Here is a 16,389-nt window from a genome sequence, read left to right on the forward strand (position 1 = left end):
GGGGACGGCGGTCATCAGTGGGTGCGAAGGGAGAGGCGAATGTCGCACGTCGCGCATGAGTCGGGCCAGCGGGTTCCGGGGGGAAACAGCGGGCCAGGCGGTGTGAAGCGTACGGACAGGGGACGGGGGGCCGCGGCACACAGGGCCCGGGGTCGCATCCAGGGGGGACACCCCAGCGCTCTCGAAGCACGAGAGGGGGACATCGCGGTGCCGGAGCTGGCTGTCTTCGCGGGGGCGAAGCGCAGGGAGCTCGTGGCGCTGACGAAGTCGAAGGCGCTGGGGGTGTTGAGGCAGGAGATGGAGCACGTGACGCGGGTGGCTTCCATGCGCCCGCAGACGTTCGGTTGGGCCCAGACGCTGGCGCGGATGCGAGCCATCTCGCAGCCGGCGCGGTCCTGGCCCTGAAGCCGGTAGCTGAGACACCGGGTGCTTGGGGCACCCGAGGGTCCGGCCGTCGGCGAGCGCACCGGGGGGAGCGCTCGAGTCGCAGTCGAGGTCTTCGCTGGAGGGGTCCAAGGCCCTCCGGACACTCAGGGCGGGTAGGAGGGTGGCGTCGCGGGGGCGGCGTCATCCGTGGCAGGGGACCCGGAGGAGTGACGCTCGCCAGAGGGGGAGAGCGGACTCCGAGCCAGGTCATTCATCCGGGGGGTGCTCCGCGTACACCGGAGCATCCCCCGTTGCTTTTCCAGCGCACGTCACTCCAGGCGCAGCGTCGCGGTGCCGGTGAAGGTGCGGTGGAGGGTGAGCCACAGCGCGTCGCCCGCGTCGTCGACGGAGGCGAAGTAGTCCGCGTCCGCGGTGAGCACCCGCTCGTCCAGGAGCACGCGCGAAGGGGGCGTCGTGGCGGTGTAGCCGCGCAGCACCAGCACGGGGTGCTCGAGCGGTTGGGTGCCGGTGTCGAAGCGCAGCTCGGCGCGGTTGTCCGCGGCGCGGGCCTCCCACGTCGCGTAGACGGGGTTGTAGCCGGGCACGTCGAAGGGCACGGAGTCGGTGCGGCCCACGCCGCCGGGCCCTTGCGTCACCACGGTGCCCCGGGTGGCGGTGAGGCGCACGCGCTGCCAGGACTCGACCTCCGAGACGCGGCGGAGCACGGAGTCTTCCGTGTGCGTGCCCAGCACCATGAAGACCGAGTAGCTCTGGTAGGGGTGGCCGGAGAGCATGCCGTCGTCGCCGTAGCGCGCGTACTGGCGCCAGCCGAGCGCGCCGTAGTTGCTGCCCCAGGCCATGCGGTGGGAGCGCGTGGTGGCGGGGAGCTGGTACTGGTTGAGCTGGAAGGTCCAGTTCCAGTCGTCCGGCAGCGGGCCGCGCTCGTTGCGCTGGCCCCAGCTCGAGTAGAGCCAGTAGCCGCCCGCGGGCTTCTGCTGCCAGGTCTGCGTCTGCACCACGCCCATCTCCGCGTCCGGGGTGGTGGTCCACATGCGGGTGAAGGGGACGACGTTGGGCTCGCGGTAGTCCCAGCCGCTGGCCATCGTCACTGGCGAGGCGAGCGTGCGGAAGCGGTAGCGGTCTCCCCAGCCCAGCCCGGCGATTTCGGCGTTCGCGTTGCCGTCGAAGAGCAGGTCGCCATAGGGCGAGCGCACGTCCGCCTCCAGCGCGTCGGGCGCGACGCGCGAGACATCGTGGGTGATGGCGTAGAGCGGGTGGTCGCGTCCGGTGGCGAAGAGGTAGTGGACGGTGACGTCGACGATGTGGCCATCGAGCGGCAGTGGCCAGCGGAACTCGTGCAGCGCGTGGTGGCGTCCCTCGAAGAGGGTGCGGCCCGTGCCCGTCACCTTCTCGGTCCAGTTGCCCCAGTCGGCGCCGGCGCGCACGTGGCACGTCACCATGCCCCAGCCGGGGACCTCGTTGGTGGCACCGTCGCAGGTACGCGCGGCGCCGTGGGCCTCGTAGACGTAGCGACGGAGGTAGCCGCCGTGCCAGCCCGCGGGGTCCTGGGCGTCGTTGCGCACGAGGAAGGCCGAGCGGGGCGCGCAGTCGCCGTCGCGCCACGTGTAGCGGTCCGTGTGGAAGCCCTCCAGGTCCACGTCGCGCTCCAGGCTCACCGGGACGCAGGGATGTGCCTGACCGGGGCCCGCGTCCGGAGTCCCTGCGTCGGCGTCGCCCTCTGGGCGGACCTCCTTGCCACCACAGGCCACGAGCGACAGGGCGAGCAGCGCGACGGCACCCTGCCGCCAGGGCGAGCACCAGGACAGGGGAGACATCATCGTGAGTCCTCTTCGGTTGTCGGAGCCGCTGCGTCCGGGAATCGGCCCCGCATTCCGCGACATCATGGCATGTCGTGCGGACATGACGGGTTTCGAGTCGGAGGCCGGGCGTTTAGAGTCGCTGGACGCGGCCGCGGTCGGGGCCGTGCCGTCACCGTCGAGAGAGCACGATGAACGCCGAAACGCCCTTGTCCGCAGCCCGGTTCCTGGTTCCCCTGCTCATCCTGATAGGCACCGGCGTCGGCGTTTGGATCACCGTTCACCTCCTCGGGACGTGGCTCAAGCACCGGAAGGTGCGTGAGCAGGGACTGCCGGCCCGGGCCATCCTGCTGCGCAGCGAGCGCACGGCGATGAGCAACCAGAAGCGCGCCCGCTACAACCACCTGCTCGAGGTCACCCTGCCGGACCGCCCGAGCTACGAGGTCTGGGTGCTGGACCGCTACCACGACTGGAACGTGCGGGTGTTCACGCCGGGCCTGGAGCTCAACGTCAAGGTCGCCCCCGATGACCCCCAGCGGGTCGCCGTCGTCGGGCCCGTCGTCGAGCAGGACCTGAGCCAGCTCGCCGCGCTCCTGGCGGGCAAACCTGTCAGCGCTCCGAAGGACCCGGTGAAGTCCCTCGCGGACCTGCAGCGGATGCTCGGCGAGGGGCTCATCACGATGGACGACTTCGAGCGCAAGAAGGCGGAGATCCTCGGGCGACTCTGAGCACCCGGGCCGCACAGGTCCGGACACCCTCGGGTCCATGGGCCTTTGCCCTGGGAGGAGACGCAAGTACCTTCCGGCCATGCCCCGTTGGTTCAACACCGCCGGTCCGTGCAATCCGGACCACCACTACATGCTGCCGGCCATGCGACGGCTGCCCGAGGTCCGGCGACTCGTCGAGCAGCAGGGCTACTTCGTCGTCCACGCCCCTCGGCAGGTGGGCAAGACGACGGCGCTCCTGTCGTTCGCTCGCGAGCTCACGATGGAGGGACGCTACGTGGCGGCCCTCGTCAGCATGGAGGTGGGCGCGGGGTTTCCCGACGACACCGGCGCCGCCGAGGATGCCGCCCTCTCGAGCTGGCGGTCCGCCGCGCGAGCACAGCTGCCCGCCACGCAGCAGCCTCCGGAGTTCCCGGTGGCCCCTCCAGGGCACCGCATCGCCAGCGCGCTCGAAGCCTGGTCCCAGGCCGCGGGAAAGCCGCTCGTCATCTTCCTGGACGAGGTCGATGCCGTGAGGAACGAGGTCCTCGTCTCCGTGCTGCGTCAACTCCGGGATGGATACCGCAACCGCCCCCTGAACTTCCCCTCGTCGATGGCGCTCATCGGCTTGAGAGATGTTCGCGACTACAAGGTGGCCTCCGGAGGCTCGGAGCGGTTGGGAACCTCCAGCCCCTTCAACATCAAGGTGCGCTCGCTGACGGTGCGCGACTTCACGGAGGAAGAGGTCGCCGAGCTCTACGCCCAGCACACCACCGACACGGGACAGCGCTTCGAGCCCGAGGCCATCTCACTCGCCTTCGAGCTCACCCAGGGACAGCCCTGGCTCGTCAACGCGCTGGCCAAGGTGGCCGTGGAGGAGCTGGTCACCGACGTGAGCCAGCCGGTGCGCCGCCAGGACATCGAGCGCGCCAAGGCGACTCTCATCTATCGCCAGGAGACCCACCTGGACAGCCTCGCGGCCCGTCTTCGCGAGCCTCGCATCCGAGCCATCCTCGAGCCGATGCTCGCGGGCCAATTCCTGGGCGACATCCCCGAAGATGACCGACGCTTCGCCACCGACCTGGGCCTGGTGCGAAGAAATGCGGCAGGGACACTCGAGGTGGCCAACCCCATCTACCGCGAGATCCTGGTCCGAACCCTGGCCTCGGGAACGAGCGACACCCTTCCCGCCATCCACCCATCCTGGCTGCGTGCCAACGGACGAATGGACCTCGAACAGTTGCGCGAGGCGTTCCTCTCCTTCTGGCGTCAGCACGGCGAGCCGCTGCTCGCCTCGGCCCCCTACCACGAGGTGGCGCCGCATCTGGTGCTCATGGCCTTCCTCCACCGTGTGGTCAACGGCGGGGGCACCATCGAGCGCGAGTACGCCATCGGCCGGGGCCGCATGGACCTGTGCGTGCGCCATGGACCGGACACGCTCGCCATCGAAATCAAGGTCTGGCGCGACAGGGAGTCGGACCCGCTGAACGACGGCCTGGAGCAGCTCGACGGCTATCTCCAGGGCCTGGGTCTGGACAGCGGCTGGCTGATGCTCTTCGACCGTCGCTCGAACCAGCCGCCCATCGCCGAGCGCACCCGGGCCGAACAGGCCCGGACGCCCTCGGGACGTCAGGTCACCGTCATCCGCGCCTAGCGCGTGGGAGTCGCGGTGCCCTGGTCGTGCTCCTGGTGCCACGCCGCGAGCACCTCCTTCTCGCGCGCCGGAGCGATGCCCGCCTTCAGCTTCGCCTGACGCTCGGGCGGCTCCGACTTGAACCACGCCACCGTGTCGCGCACCGTCTCCTCCAGCGGCCGGAACGTGAGCCCCGCCGCCAGCGCCTTGTCGATGTTCACCCGGAGCAGGCCCGCCTCCTCGCCCGTCGGCGTCACCCACACCGGCATGTCCCCGAAGGCCTCCACCTTGTGCTTCGCCAGGAAGGACGGATGCGCCCAGATGAACGTCGCGTCACTGCGCAGCGCCTTCTTGCTGCGCTCCAGGAAGTCCCGCATCAACAGCGGCTTCTCCGGCCCCGTCGCCGTGTAGGGCCCCGCCAGGTTCTTCTCCACGCCCAGGATGATGAACGCGGCCAAGTCTCTCACGTCGATGAACTGCGTGGGGTCATGCCCCGTGCCCGGCGCGAGCACCTCGCCGCCCTGGGCCACGCGCACCGGCCAGTACGTGAAGCGGTCCGTCGGGTCGTCCGGCCCGACGATGAGCCCCGGGCGCACGTTGAACACGCGGCCCGGCATCGCCGTCTCCGCCGCCTTCTCGCACAGCGCCTTCAGGCCGCCGTAGTACTTGTTCACGTCCTCCGAGTTCGGCTCGTCCACCGTGGCCACCGCCGCCGTCTCCGTGAGGCCCGGCTTCGACGCGTCCTTGTAGACCGAGATGCTGGACACGAAGGTGTAGTGCCCCACGTTGGGCGCGAGCAGCTCCGCGGACGCCTTCACGATGCGCGGCACGTACCCCGACGTGTCCACCACCGCGTCCCACTTACGGCCCTGGAGCGCCTTGAGCCCCTCGCCCTTGTTCGGGTCGCGGTCCCCCTGCAGCTTCTCCACGTTGGGGAAGAGGCCCGGGTTCGTCTTGCCGCGGTTGAACAACGTGACGGTGTGCCCCCGGGCCTGCGCGGACTCCACCAGCGCCGGGCCCAGGAACTTCGTACCGCCCAGGATGAGGATGCTCAGGGACCTGCCCGCCTTCGTCCCTCCGCTCCCCTGACCCTGCGTCCCAGGCTCCGCCGTGCCACCACCCGACGCGCCCTTCGAGGACGCACAGCCCATGGCGAACAACGAGCCCGCGACCACGGCACCCTGAATCACATCCCTGCGAGACAGCTTCATAGCGTGTCGTCTCCTGCCACGAGGAAGCACTGCGAGGAAGATTGCTCAACGGGCGGCGGCATTGTCCGGCGCCGCGGGCGCCAGCACGTCCCCACCCTCGCGAGACAGCCGCCGCTGCTCCCGCGACAGGTACAGCGACACCCCCAGCCACAGCCCCGCCAAGGGCACCGCCGCCAACGACAGCCCCGTCATCCCCAACCCCAGCGCGGTGAGCCCACCCTGCAACCACGCGCTCACCGTGTCGCTGCCCCGGTACACCACCGTGTCGATGAAGCTCTTGGACTTGTAGCGCGCTTCGCGGTCCACCGTGGTGAAGAGGATTTCGCGCGACGGCCGCTCCAGCGCATAGTGGCTGGCCCCGCGCAGCGCCTTGAACGCCACCAGCACGCCCAGCACCGGCACCGCCGCCAGCCCCAGGAAGCCCAGCCCCGTCACCACCGGCGCCACCGCCAGCGCCGCCCCCAACCCCAGGCGCGAGATGATGCGCCCGGTGACGAGCGTCTGCAGCGCCAACGTCAACAACTGCACATAGAAGTCGATGTCCCCGAAGAGGGCCGTCCGCGACGCCGCGTCCTTGCCCACCTGCGCCACCAGCTGCACCTCCTGGAAGTACAGGAACGTGGACGTGGCCGCGTACAGGAGCACCTGGAGCCCCAGCGCCAACAACATCGGCGACGCCACCAGCAGCTTCAGCCCCGCGAGCACCCCGCCTCCCACGGGCCCCTCGGCCGAGGGCGGCTGATGCTGCACGTCACGCGCCCAGCGACTCAGCCACCGCACGCACTGCGCGCTCACCTCCAGCAGCACCGCGGAGATGAGGATGAGGTTCACCGGCCCCACCGGCTCCGCCAGCCGCCCCACCAGGAAGGGCCCCACCAGCATGCCCGTGGTGCCACCCGCGGCGATGAAGCCGAACAGCCGCTTGCCCTGCTCGCTGGCGAAGACGTCCGCCATGAAGCTCCAGAAGATGGAGACCACGAACAGGTTGTAGACGCTCAGCCAGATGTAGAAGACGCGCGCCACCGGCTCCTTCGCCACCTCCAGCTTCAGGAGCGCGAAGAAGACCAGCAGCGACACCAGGAAGAAGCGGTAGATGCGCGGCAGCACCACGCGCCGGGGCCAGCGCGCCACCAGCGCGGAGAACGCGGGCACCGCCAGCAGCATCACCAGGAACGTCGCCGTGAACAGCCACGGCAACCCCTTCACGCTGCCCGCCGTCCCCATCTCGTTGCGGATGGGGCGCAGGATGGCGTAGCCGCACATCAGCGTGAAGAAATAGACGAACGACCCGAGGACTGCGCGGACCTCCTCGTCACGGACATCCACGAATCGCTTGAGCATGGGCACGAAGGCGCGCGCGTCTCGGGTGGGGACCGGCGACAACGGATGCGTCAGCCGGGCGCGTCCCTGGCTGAACTCCGGTCCTTTCCGTGTATTCCCGGGCCCACATCCGCGTCCAGGGGGACGTGGGCCCGGGCTTCGAGCCAGCTCGACTACTTCGCGCCGAGCGCCTCGCGCAGGGTGGCCTCCACGCGGGGCAGCACGTCCTCGATTTCCGCCACGGACGTGGCGCCCACGGACAGGCGGAACCAGCCGGTGTCCTCCTTCAGGCCGAACGCCTGGAAGGGCACCACCGCGAGGCCCGCCTTCTCCAGGAGGAGCTTGCGGATGTCGTCATTCGTCTTCAGGCCGCTCTTGCCCACCAGGTCGAACTGGACGGACAGGTAGATGGCGCCCTGGGGCGCGATGTGGCGCACCGGCAGCCCCGCCTCGCGCATGCGCGACAGGCCCTTGTGCAGCGCCTCCAGGCGCGCGTCCACGCGCTGGTGCATCTCCTTCAGGAAGGACTCGGTGGCGGGCACGTCGTCCAGGTAGCGCGCCACGGCGACCTGCTCGGCCTTGGGCGCCCACGCGCCCACGTGGCCCAGCACGTCGCGCATGCGCGCGATGATGCTCGGCGGGCCCACGCCCCAGCCCACGCGCACGCCCGTGGCGGCGAAGGCCTTGGAGATGCCGTCCACGAACACGGTGTAGGGCGCCACCTCCGGCACCAGCTCCACCGGCGTCACGTGCTTCTCCGAGCCGAAGCTCAGCACCCAGTAGATCTGGTCGTACATCAGGATGAGGGGCTTCTTGCCCGTCTTCTCGCGCTCGCGATTCTCCGCGACCACGCGCTCGCAGATAGCGCCGAGCACGTCCTTCGAAATCATGGTGCCCGTGGGGTTGAGCGGGCTGCACAGGCACAGCAGGCGCGCGGTGCCCAGGTGCGGCGTGAGCTGCTCCAGCGTGGGCATGAAGCCATGCGAGGGGTCCGTCGTCACCACGACGCCCTTCGCGTTCATCATGTGGATGTAGTGGTTGTTGTTCCACGATGGCACCGGGTAGACGACCGTCTCCCCGTCATCGAGCACGCTGCGGAAGGTGCCGTAGATGATGGGCCGGGCGCCGCCCGCGATGACGATGCCCTCCAGCGGGTACTTCAGGCCCAGGGCGCGCTCGTAGAAGCGCTGCACCGCCTGGCGTAGGTCCAGCACGCCGTCCGAGGGCGGATAGTTCGTCTCGCCCGCCTGGAGCGCGGTGGTGATGTGCGTGCGCAGGCCCTCGGGGATGGGGAACTCGCGCGGGCTGAAGTCGCCCACGGTGAGGTTGCACACCTTGCGACCTTTGGCGACGAGCTCCCGGACCTCCGCGGCGATGCGGAGGATTTCGCTGCCGACGAGGCCCCGCGCCATGGTGCCGACGGTGGCGTCGTCCCTCGAGGGACGGGGGAGGGAGGTGAGGTCGAGAGCCATGGGGGATGTGTCTCCGGTTCGTGCGCGTAAGGGGGACGCGGGCTGCGGCCGGGCGCGCACCATACCCGCCACCCGGCAACTTGTGGGGTGCGTCCTGCAATCCCGGGGTGGGAGTGCCACGGCTTCACGCGTACCGGAAGCGGAACACGCGGGGCACCCGGCCCGGCGGGCCCTCCCCGGCCCGGCCCACGGGTGTTTGCCGGGCGCAACGGTTGGCGAGCCTTCCCGATATGTCCCGGAAGGGCCTTCCGTTCAGGGCTCCAGCAGTTTCGGGGCGTGGGCGGGTTCCGCGCACCGACATCCATCCCTGACAGGAAGGGCTCCTCCACGCGGGACGTCGCGGTCCGCCACGGGAGCGCCTTGCCCAGAGGTGTCCGTATGAAGTTGTTCGAGCGTGGCTCGTGGCTCGTGGCGTTCCTGATGCTCGCTTCCACCCAGGCGTCGGCGGAAGGCGGCCGCCCCCTCAACCGGAGCCTGTTCGGCACGCGCGCCATCGTCGCGTGTGACGCGGTGGAGCAGTCGTGCGGCATGGCCGTCATCTCCTTCCCGAGCGGGGTCAGCGGACTGGTGCCGTATGGGCGCTCGGACATCGCGGTGGCCACGATGGCGCTGCCCTCGGTGGATGATGCCCAGGGGGTCATCGCGCGCATCGACGCGGGCGAGGCGCCCCAGGCCGCCATCGACGCGGTGCTCGCGCTGGACCCGTACGCGCCCATCCGTCAGCTCGCCGCGGTGAAGCTGCACCCGGATGGGAGCGTGACGACGGGGCAGCGCTCGGGCGCGCAGACGAGCGCGCACACCTGTGCCATCCAGGGCGCGACGTTCGTGGTGCAGGCGAACAACATGTCCACGCCGGACATGTGTACGGCCATGGCCGCGGGCTTCCAGCGCGCGAAGGGCAGCCTGCCGCAGCGGCTGTATGCGTCGCTCGTGCACGGCGCGCGCGTGGGCGGGGACAAGAACGGCGAGCGCTCGGGTGTCATCCGCGTCTGGAACACCACGAGCGAGACGGCGTTCTACACGCACGTGCTCGCGGAGGCGGTGGTGCACGGCAGCACGAAGGCGCTCCAGGAGCTGGGCGTGGAGCTCAACCGCTACCAGGGCACGCTCGCGGACGTGTACACCCAGGACCGCGTGACGCTGACGGCGGACATCGCGCGGGACGTGAAGCAGGTGCTGCGCAAGCTCGGGTACTACCGCGGGCCCATGGATGGGAGCTGGTCCGACGCGGCGGAGCAGGCGCTGTACGACTTCAACTGGAACAATCTTTTCTTCCTGAAGCCGACGGTGGTGGAGAACGGCACGCGGAAGATGGACGGGGTGCTGGTGAAGTTCCTGCGGGACGCGGACCTGGGGGCGCTGACGCGGGCGACGGCCTCGGCGGAGTGACACTGTCGGCTTCTCGTCACGGGCCGGTGGTGCTGGCACGTGGCCCCCCTGTCGTGAGAGAGGGTGTCCTCCGTGGCCCCTCTTTCGCGGGCCCCCTGGGGAGGAACGATGAAGCGTGCGGGACGCTGGCTGTCATCGCTGTGGCTGGCCGGATGCCTCGTGGGCACCGGGTGCTCGAAGAAGGAAGAGGCCCCGCCGCATCCGGCGGCCGAGCTGCCAGCGCCCGATGACACTCCCGCGCGGCCCTCGGGTGCGCCCGAGGGCGCCGTGGCGCGGGGAGGTGAAGCCGCCGCGAAGCCTCCCGTGGCCGTGGGCGAGCTGCCTCCCGAGGAGCCCGGTGTGGAGCCGGAGGCGCCTTCGGGAGCGGGCTCGCCATCGGCGGGCGCGGGTGCTCAGTCAGGTGGTACGGCACCGGGTGGCGCGGGGACAGGGACGCCGTCGGGCGGTGGCTCGGGTGGAGTCACTCCCGAGAACCCGAAGAACCGCGAGTGGACCACGGAGGCGGTGAGCCTGGACCGCAGGGACGTGCCGCAGGCCACGCTGCGCTCGGTGCGCGCGGGAGCGCACCCGGATTACGACCGCGTGGTGTTCGAGTTCGAGGGGACGCAACTGCCCGGCTATCGCGTGGAGTACTCGAAGGAGCCCGCGGTGCAGTGTGGCTCGGGGGACCCGGTGACATTGGCGGGCAAGGGTCAGCTCCAGGTGAGCTTCACGCCGGCGAAGGCACATACGGATGCAGGGGAGCCCACGGTGGCCACGCGTGAGCTGAAGCCCGCGTTGCCGGTGTTGCTCGAGCTGAAGCGCACGTGTGACTTCGAGGGCGAGGTGACGTGGGTGCTGGGCAACAAGAGCAACGCGCCGTTCCGCATCCTGGAGCTGCGCGAGCCCACGCGACTCGTGGTGGACGTGAAGCACTGAGGCGACTGTTCCCAGGCGAACTCGGGCATGCCTCTCGCAGTCATGCGCGGCCCCGAGGCTGAAGCGGTGGGCCCCACCACTTCCGGGTCGAAGTGAAGCGCGGGGGCGCCTGTTCCGAGGCGAGCTTGGGCGTGCCGCTCCCGCGGTCATGCGCGGGACCAGGTCTGATGTGGTAGCAGCTCACCGCTTCTCGCCCGGTCTGAGCCCTGCCCACCTCGATGGGCCCCGTCGTCATCGAGCCACGGGCAGGGGCCCCTCACGTCCCACCACGCAGCTCCGCCGCCAGTCGGTCCAGTCCCGCGAGCAGCTCGCGGTGCTTCTGTCTCGCGGGAGCGCCCCCCGCGCGCAGCGCCATCGCGAGCACGCCAGGAAGGTTCATGGCCGCATCGCCGCGAAGCCGCTCGCGATACTCACGCATCCAGTCTGAGGGCACGCGCAGCGACCAGTTGCGCTCGTCGATGGTGCCCGGCTCGTTGTACGTCTCCGGCATCCCGAGCAGGTCCGTGAAGAACACCATGACGTTGCGCGCGCGACTGGCGAACAGGTCCGCCAGCTTCGCCTGCGCGAGTAGCCCCGGGTCCGTCGCCAGCTCGCGCGCGAAGGCCTCACGGTGCTCGACCTCCGGGCACAGCCGCGTCGCCAGATAGTCCGCCTGCGCCCGCAGCGTCCCGCGCCACTGCCAGTCGCCGACGAGGCGCCACAGCGACTTCGTGTCGTGGTTGCCGACCATCATCCAGTCCTCGGCCGCCGCGTTCTCGCTGCGATACACGTCCGCCGGGTTGCGCAGGTCCGCCTTCTGCGTGACGCGGAAGCGGCCCATCCCGTATCGCGCGAGCACGCGTCCCAGCGGATACGGCATCGTGCTCAGCACCTCGCCCAGCAGGTCCCCCAGCTCGCGACCATTGCGCCGGGACGCGGCGACCACCGTGTCGAAGAGGACGCTGAAGCGCTCCACCTGCTCGGGCGTCAGCGACTTCACCTCTCCGTCCACATAGCGAGGCACCGAGCGGTCCACCTGCTCCGGTGACACGAGCGCATAGCGCGCCAGCTCGGGGTGCTCGGGCAGGTCGGGTGACGAGAACAACCGCGCGCCCTGTTGAACGGCGGCCACGGGGTCCCACTGGTTCGACCGATACACCCAGGGGCACACGAGCCCATGCGGATGGTCCAGCCGCAGCCCGTCGTACTCGGCGAGCATCTTGTCCATCCGAGCATCCATGAAGCGCAGCACCGCGCCCGGGCGGAAGCCCTGGGACGGGCCCTCTCCGCCCTCCATGAAGAACTGCTCCGGGTCCAGCACCGGGTAGTTCCACGGCTGGCCGTCGGGGTTCGTGCGACTGGGCGGCGCGCCCATCAGGTACGTGCGCAGGAAGAGCCCCTGCCACGCCCACGCGTCGCGCGGTGAGAAGCCAATCTGGAGGTCGCCGTAGAGCTTCAGGCGCCATGTGGCCGTCCGTTCCCGGAGCACTTCGTGTTGCGTGTGCACCAGGAATTGGAGGAACGCGTAACGCTCCAGCGTGTCGCCGTATCGCGACTCCAGCGCCAGCACTCGAGCTGCCGCTGCGGACTCTTCACCCGGCGCCGGATTCCACAGGCGTCCATCCAGCGAGTCCGCCCAGGGCCGCCAGTCCGGGACGCCCTTCTCCTCGCACAGCACGTCGAACAGGGCATCGCGCACGAGCCATGCGCGGTGGCGTTGCCGGAAGGAGGTGAAGCGCCGGGACAGGTCCTGGATGGCGGCGGAAGGATTCGACCCCGCGCGCTGCCGGCGAAAAGACGCCCACGCCTCATCGAGCACCGCGAGCTGCGCGCGGAACGCCCATCGATAGCGCTCACCCGGATGGGCCCCATGAGGCCGAGACTGCGAGAGCGCCGCCACGCGGCCAGGAGGAAGCAGCGCCCCCCAAGGCTCATGCTCCAACGGCGCGAGCGCGACGTTCAGGACATTGCGAGAGAACAGGGTGCCGTCATACGGCGACGCGTTCGCCTCGGTGGTCTGTCCCTGGGGCCCCAGTTGGATGCCGGTGAAGCCCAGGGCGCGGGCTGACTCCAGGAAGAGGGCGGCGCCCTCGGAGTAGGGCGAGCCCCGTCCCGAGTCCTCGGATGGCAGACTGGGGAAGCTGGGGTCGTGGATGCTCAGCACCAGGTTGCGGACATCGAGCGCGGCCAGGGCTTGGGTGACGAGTCGATGGTGGTCTTCAGGCAGCGAGGCTCGGGACATGGCGGATGACGACCGACCCTAGGTGCCCGAGCCGGACACGCCAACCCTTCATCTGAGCCCACGTTCAACATCCGTCCGAGGACGACACTCCGAGCGTGCACGCGGACACCCGGAGCGGACCCAGTGTCACTTCTGCGGCGACTGCGGCACGGGGCGCGGCTCGCCACCGCCGCCCTGCGTCGGCCCCTGATGTCCCGGCCCCTGGGGCGCTCGGAAGTGGAACACCTTGCGCAGCTTGCGCCCCATCCACGTCCGGCCATCCACCAGGATTTCGTACACCGTCGGAATCACCAGCAGCGTCAGAAGCGTGGACGTAATCGTTCCGCCAATCACCGCGCGGCCCAGCGGCGCTCGGAAGTCGCCCCCCTCGCCCGCGCCAATCGCCACCGGAATCATGCCCGCCACCAGGGCGAAGGTCGTCATGATGATGGGCCGCAGACGGATGCGCCCCGCCTCGATGAGCGCCTCGCGCAACGGCATGCCCTTCTCGTGCGACCACTTCGCGAAGTCGATGAGGAGGATGGCGTTCTTCGCCACGATGCCCATCAGCAGGATGACGCCGATGAGGCTCATGATGTTCAGCGTGTCCCCGGTAATCAGCAGCGCGCCCACCACGCCAATCAACGACAGCGGCAGCGAGATGAGGATGGCCAGCGGGTCCAGGAACGAGCCGAACTGGATGACGAGGATGAGGTACATCAGCATCACCGCCACACCCAGCGCGATGAACACCCGCGAGAACACCTCCTCCTGGTCCGCGGACTCACCGCCCGTGGTCAGCTCGTAGCCCGCGGGCATCTGCACCTTGTCCACCCGCGCCTGGATGTCCCGCATCACCTCCGTCAACGAGCGCCCCTGCACGTTCGCCTGGATGTTGATGACCCGCTCGCGGTTGAGGTGCGTGATTTGCGCGGGGCCGAGCGCCTGCTGGATGTCCGCCACCTGTCCCAATGGGACGAGCTGCGGCGTCCCTCCCGGCACCGCGCCCACGAGGATGGGCAGCCGCGCCAGGTCATCCGGATTGTCCCGCGCCTCGGGCGCGAGGCGCACCATCACATCCCGAGTCTCACCAATCGGGTCCACCCAGTCGCCCACGTCCAGCCCCGCGAAGGCCGGCCGCAGCACCTGCGCCACCTGCCCCACCGTCACCCCGAGCTGACCCGCGAGCCCTCGATTCAGGTCGACCACCAGCTCCGGCTTCTGCCCTCGCGTGGACAGGCCCACGTCCACCGCGCCGGGCACCTGCTCCACCTCACGCTGCACCTGCTGCGCGAGCTGCGTGAGCGTCTTCTGGTCCGGCCCGCGCAGCTCCAGCTGGATCTGCTTCATCGCCCCGCCGAAGCCCGAGGTGAAGACAGACACCTTCGCGCCCCCCACCGCCGCGAGCTCCTGGCGCAGCTTGCTGCCGAGCGCATCCTGGCTCAAATCACGGTCCGCCTTGGGCGTGAGCCTCACGTACACCAACGCCTGGTCCACGCCCGGAGCGCTCAGCGGCAGCGGCACGCCGATGGTGCTGTACGTATAGGCGACCTCGGGGTGCGCGCGGACGATGCGCGTCACCTCCTCCACCTTGCGCCGCGTGTACTCGAGGCTGGAGCTGGACGGCGTCTCCACCAGCAGCTCCACCTCCGAGCGGTCACTCACCGGCACGAAGCCCGCGCCACCCACGGTGCCCTGGAGCACCAGCGCGCCCACGAGCGAGCCCACCGCGACCAGCACCATGATGAGCCGGTGGTCCAGCGCCCAGGCGATGACGCGCTTGTAGCGGTCCGCCTGTCGGTCGAACCAATCGTTGAAGCGCGTGAGGATGCGCGAGATGAAGCCCTTGCGAGCCCCCTTCTCCACCTGCGGGTCCGCCCAGTACGCGCTGAGCATCGGGTCCAGCGAGAAGGAGACGAACAGCGACACCAGCACCGCGCAGGCGATGGTGAGCGCGAACGGCTTGAACCACTGGCCGGCCACGCCGTACATGAAGGCCACCGGCACGAAGACGGCGACGATGGAGAACGTGGTCGCCGACACCGCGAGGCCAATCTCCGACGTGCCCTCGCGTGACGCCGTGTAGTGGTCCTTCCCCATCTCGATGTGGCGGACGATGTTCTCGCGCACCACGATGGCGTCATCGATGAGGATGCCGATGGCCAGCGTCAGGCCGAGCAGCGACATCGTGTTGAGCGTGAAGCCAAAGGCCCACACGCTGATGAACGCCGCCAGCACGCTCACCGGCAGCGCCAGCCCCGTGATGACGGTGGAGCGCCACGAGTTGAGGAAGATGAACACCACCAACACCGTGAGCAGCGCGCCCTCCACCAGCGCGGACTGCACGTTCTCCACCGCGCTCTCCACCCGCACGCCCGCGTCGCGCACGATGGCCAGCTTCACGTCCGGAGGCAGCTTCTTCTGGAGCGCCTCCACGCGCGCTCGCACCGCGTCCGCGACCTCCGTGGTGCTGTAGCCCTTCGACTTCAGCACGTCGATGCCCACCGCCTGCGCGCCGTCGTAGAGCGCCAGCGTGCGGGGCTCCTCGGAGCCCACGAAGACATCCGCCAGCTGCCCCAGCCGGATGACCTGCCCGTCGCGCGTGGCCACGACCATGTCGCGGAACTCGTCCACGTTCTCCAGGCGCCCCTTGAGGCGGATGGACTCCTCCTCGAGCTTCGAGTTGATGCGCCCCACGGGCGCGGCCAGGTTCTGCGATTGCAGCGCCTGCACCACCTCCGCCAGCGAGACGCGCGCGGCCTGGAGCGCCTCGGGCTTGAGCTGCACCGTCATCTCCCGCTCGACATCGCCGACGACGTCCGCCTGCGCCACGCCCGGCACCGAGCGCAGCTCGCCCACCACCAGCGGGTCCGCCACACGCGACAGCGCCGGCACGTCGAGCCGCTCCGAGGTGAGCGTCAGCGAGACGATGGGCGCGTCCGCCGGGTCGAAGCGCGTGAGGACGGGCTCCTCCATCTCGCGAGGCAGGTCCGCGCGCTTGCTGGAGATGGCGTCGCGGATGTCCTGCGAAGCCTCCTGGATGTCCTTCTCGAACTCGAAGAACACCGTGAAGGTGGCCAGGCCGTCGGTGGCGGTGGCGGTCGTCTCCTTCGGGTCGACGCCGCTGATGGCGAAGATGGCGTCCTCGATGGGCTCGACGATTTCGCGCTCCACCGTGTCGGGCGAGGCACCCGGGTAGACGATGGTGACGGCGATGACGGGCGCCTGCACGTCGGGGAACTCGTCCGTCTCGAGCTGCCACAAGGCGACGAGGCCGAAGACGACCAGCGTCACCATGGCGGTGATGGTGACGATGGGCCGCTTGATGGCGAAATCGGAGATGAACACGGGGTGACTCC

Annotated in this window: 11 protein-coding genes; 5 read left to right on the forward strand and 6 right to left on the reverse strand. The window is 69.7% G+C overall.

Features of this window, described 5'->3' with window-relative positions; all coding sequences use genetic code 11:
* The first annotated feature begins 207 nt into the window (after nt 1-207).
* Entirely contained in the window at nt 208-405 is a 198-nt protein-coding gene (locus tag VZQ01_RS16655; protein WP_074948654.1) for a hypothetical protein, read from the forward strand.
* A gap of 290 nt (nt 406-695) precedes the next feature.
* On the opposite strand, the gene VZQ01_RS16660 is transcribed toward VZQ01_RS16655, so the two are convergent.
* Nucleotides 696-2,204, reverse strand: coding sequence for a hypothetical protein (locus tag VZQ01_RS16660; protein WP_426748341.1), 1,509 nt, complete (start codon nt 2,202-2,204; stop codon nt 696-698).
* A gap of 170 nt (nt 2,205-2,374) precedes the next feature.
* Here VZQ01_RS16660 and VZQ01_RS16665 point away from each other — a divergent pair, with 170 nt between their 5' ends.
* Both VZQ01_RS16665 and VZQ01_RS16670 read left to right on the forward strand, forming a co-directional pair.
* Nucleotides 2,375-2,911, forward strand: coding sequence for an SHOCT domain-containing protein (locus tag VZQ01_RS16665; protein ID WP_223782295.1), 537 nt, complete (start codon nt 2,375-2,377; stop codon nt 2,909-2,911).
* 79 nt (nt 2,912-2,990) lie between these two features.
* Complete coding sequence (locus tag VZQ01_RS16670; protein WP_426748342.1) at nt 2,991-4,541, forward strand: hypothetical protein; 1,551 nt, start codon at nt 2,991-2,993, stop codon at nt 4,539-4,541.
* Here VZQ01_RS16670 and VZQ01_RS16675 read toward each other — a convergent pair.
* From VZQ01_RS16675 to VZQ01_RS16685, 3 genes are all read right to left on the reverse strand, one after another.
* Nucleotides 4,538-5,731, reverse strand: coding sequence for an NAD-dependent epimerase/dehydratase family protein (locus tag VZQ01_RS16675; RefSeq protein ID WP_426748343.1), 1,194 nt, complete (start codon nt 5,729-5,731; stop codon nt 4,538-4,540). The two genes, VZQ01_RS16670 and VZQ01_RS16675, sit on opposite strands and share 4 nt — an antisense overlap.
* Nucleotides 5,732-5,776: 45 nt before the next feature.
* A complete protein-coding gene (locus VZQ01_RS16680) occupies nt 5,777-7,072 on the reverse strand; it encodes an NTP/NDP exchange transporter (RefSeq protein ID WP_408888306.1) in 1,296 nt (431 codons plus the stop codon).
* Nucleotides 7,073-7,224: 152 nt separating this feature from the next.
* Nucleotides 7,225-8,523, reverse strand: coding sequence for a pyridoxal phosphate-dependent aminotransferase (locus VZQ01_RS16685; protein ID WP_223749812.1), 1,299 nt, complete (start codon nt 8,521-8,523; stop codon nt 7,225-7,227).
* Between the two features lie 378 nt (nt 8,524-8,901).
* On the opposite strand from VZQ01_RS16685, the gene VZQ01_RS16690 reads away from it, so the two are divergent.
* Entirely contained in the window at nt 8,902-9,912 is a 1,011-nt protein-coding gene (locus VZQ01_RS16690; protein WP_223749811.1) for a DUF1028 domain-containing protein, read from the forward strand.
* A 108-nt stretch (nt 9,913-10,020) separates the two neighbouring features.
* Nucleotides 10,021-10,830: an AMIN-like domain-containing (lipo)protein gene (locus VZQ01_RS16695; RefSeq protein ID WP_426748344.1), complete on the forward strand. Its 810-nt coding sequence runs from the start codon at nt 10,021-10,023 to the stop codon at nt 10,828-10,830.
* A gap of 256 nt (nt 10,831-11,086) precedes the next feature.
* Here VZQ01_RS16695 and VZQ01_RS16700 read toward each other — a convergent pair whose 3' ends face one another.
* Both VZQ01_RS16700 and VZQ01_RS16705 read right to left on the reverse strand, forming a co-directional pair.
* Nucleotides 11,087-13,051, reverse strand: coding sequence for a 4-alpha-glucanotransferase (locus VZQ01_RS16700; protein WP_426748345.1), 1,965 nt, complete (start codon nt 13,049-13,051; stop codon nt 11,087-11,089).
* A 126-nt stretch (nt 13,052-13,177) separates the two neighbouring features.
* Entirely contained in the window at nt 13,178-16,378 is a 3,201-nt protein-coding gene (locus tag VZQ01_RS16705) for an efflux RND transporter permease subunit (RefSeq protein WP_426748346.1), read from the reverse strand.
* Between the last annotated feature and the right edge of the window lie 11 nt (nt 16,379-16,389).

This window comes from Myxococcus faecalis, assembly GCF_050039385.1.
Lineage (GTDB): Bacteria > Myxococcota > Myxococcia > Myxococcales > Myxococcaceae > Myxococcus > Myxococcus fulvus.

Excerpts from the sequence above, each read along its gene's own strand:
- VZQ01_RS16675 (WP_426748343.1), bottom strand. The coding sequence starts at position 5,731 with ATGAAGCTGTCTCGCAGGGATGTGATTCAGGGTGCCGTGGTCGCGGGC.
- VZQ01_RS16690 (WP_223749811.1), top strand. The coding sequence starts at position 8,902 with ATGAAGTTGTTCGAGCGTGGCTCGTGGCTCGTGGCGTTCCTGATGCTC.
- VZQ01_RS16700 (WP_426748345.1), bottom strand. The coding sequence starts at position 13,051 with ATGTCCCGAGCCTCGCTGCCTGAAGACCACCATCGACTCGTCACCCAA.
- VZQ01_RS16680 (WP_408888306.1), bottom strand. The coding sequence starts at position 7,072 with ATGCTCAAGCGATTCGTGGATGTCCGTGACGAGGAGGTCCGCGCAGTC.
- VZQ01_RS16665 (WP_223782295.1), top strand. The coding sequence starts at position 2,375 with ATGAACGCCGAAACGCCCTTGTCCGCAGCCCGGTTCCTGGTTCCCCTG.
- VZQ01_RS16660 (WP_426748341.1), bottom strand. The coding sequence starts at position 2,204 with ATGATGTCTCCCCTGTCCTGGTGCTCGCCCTGGCGGCAGGGTGCCGTC.
- VZQ01_RS16695 (WP_426748344.1), top strand. The coding sequence starts at position 10,021 with ATGAAGCGTGCGGGACGCTGGCTGTCATCGCTGTGGCTGGCCGGATGC.
- VZQ01_RS16685 (WP_223749812.1), bottom strand. The coding sequence starts at position 8,523 with ATGGCTCTCGACCTCACCTCCCTCCCCCGTCCCTCGAGGGACGACGCC.
- VZQ01_RS16670 (WP_426748342.1), top strand. The coding sequence starts at position 2,991 with ATGCCCCGTTGGTTCAACACCGCCGGTCCGTGCAATCCGGACCACCAC.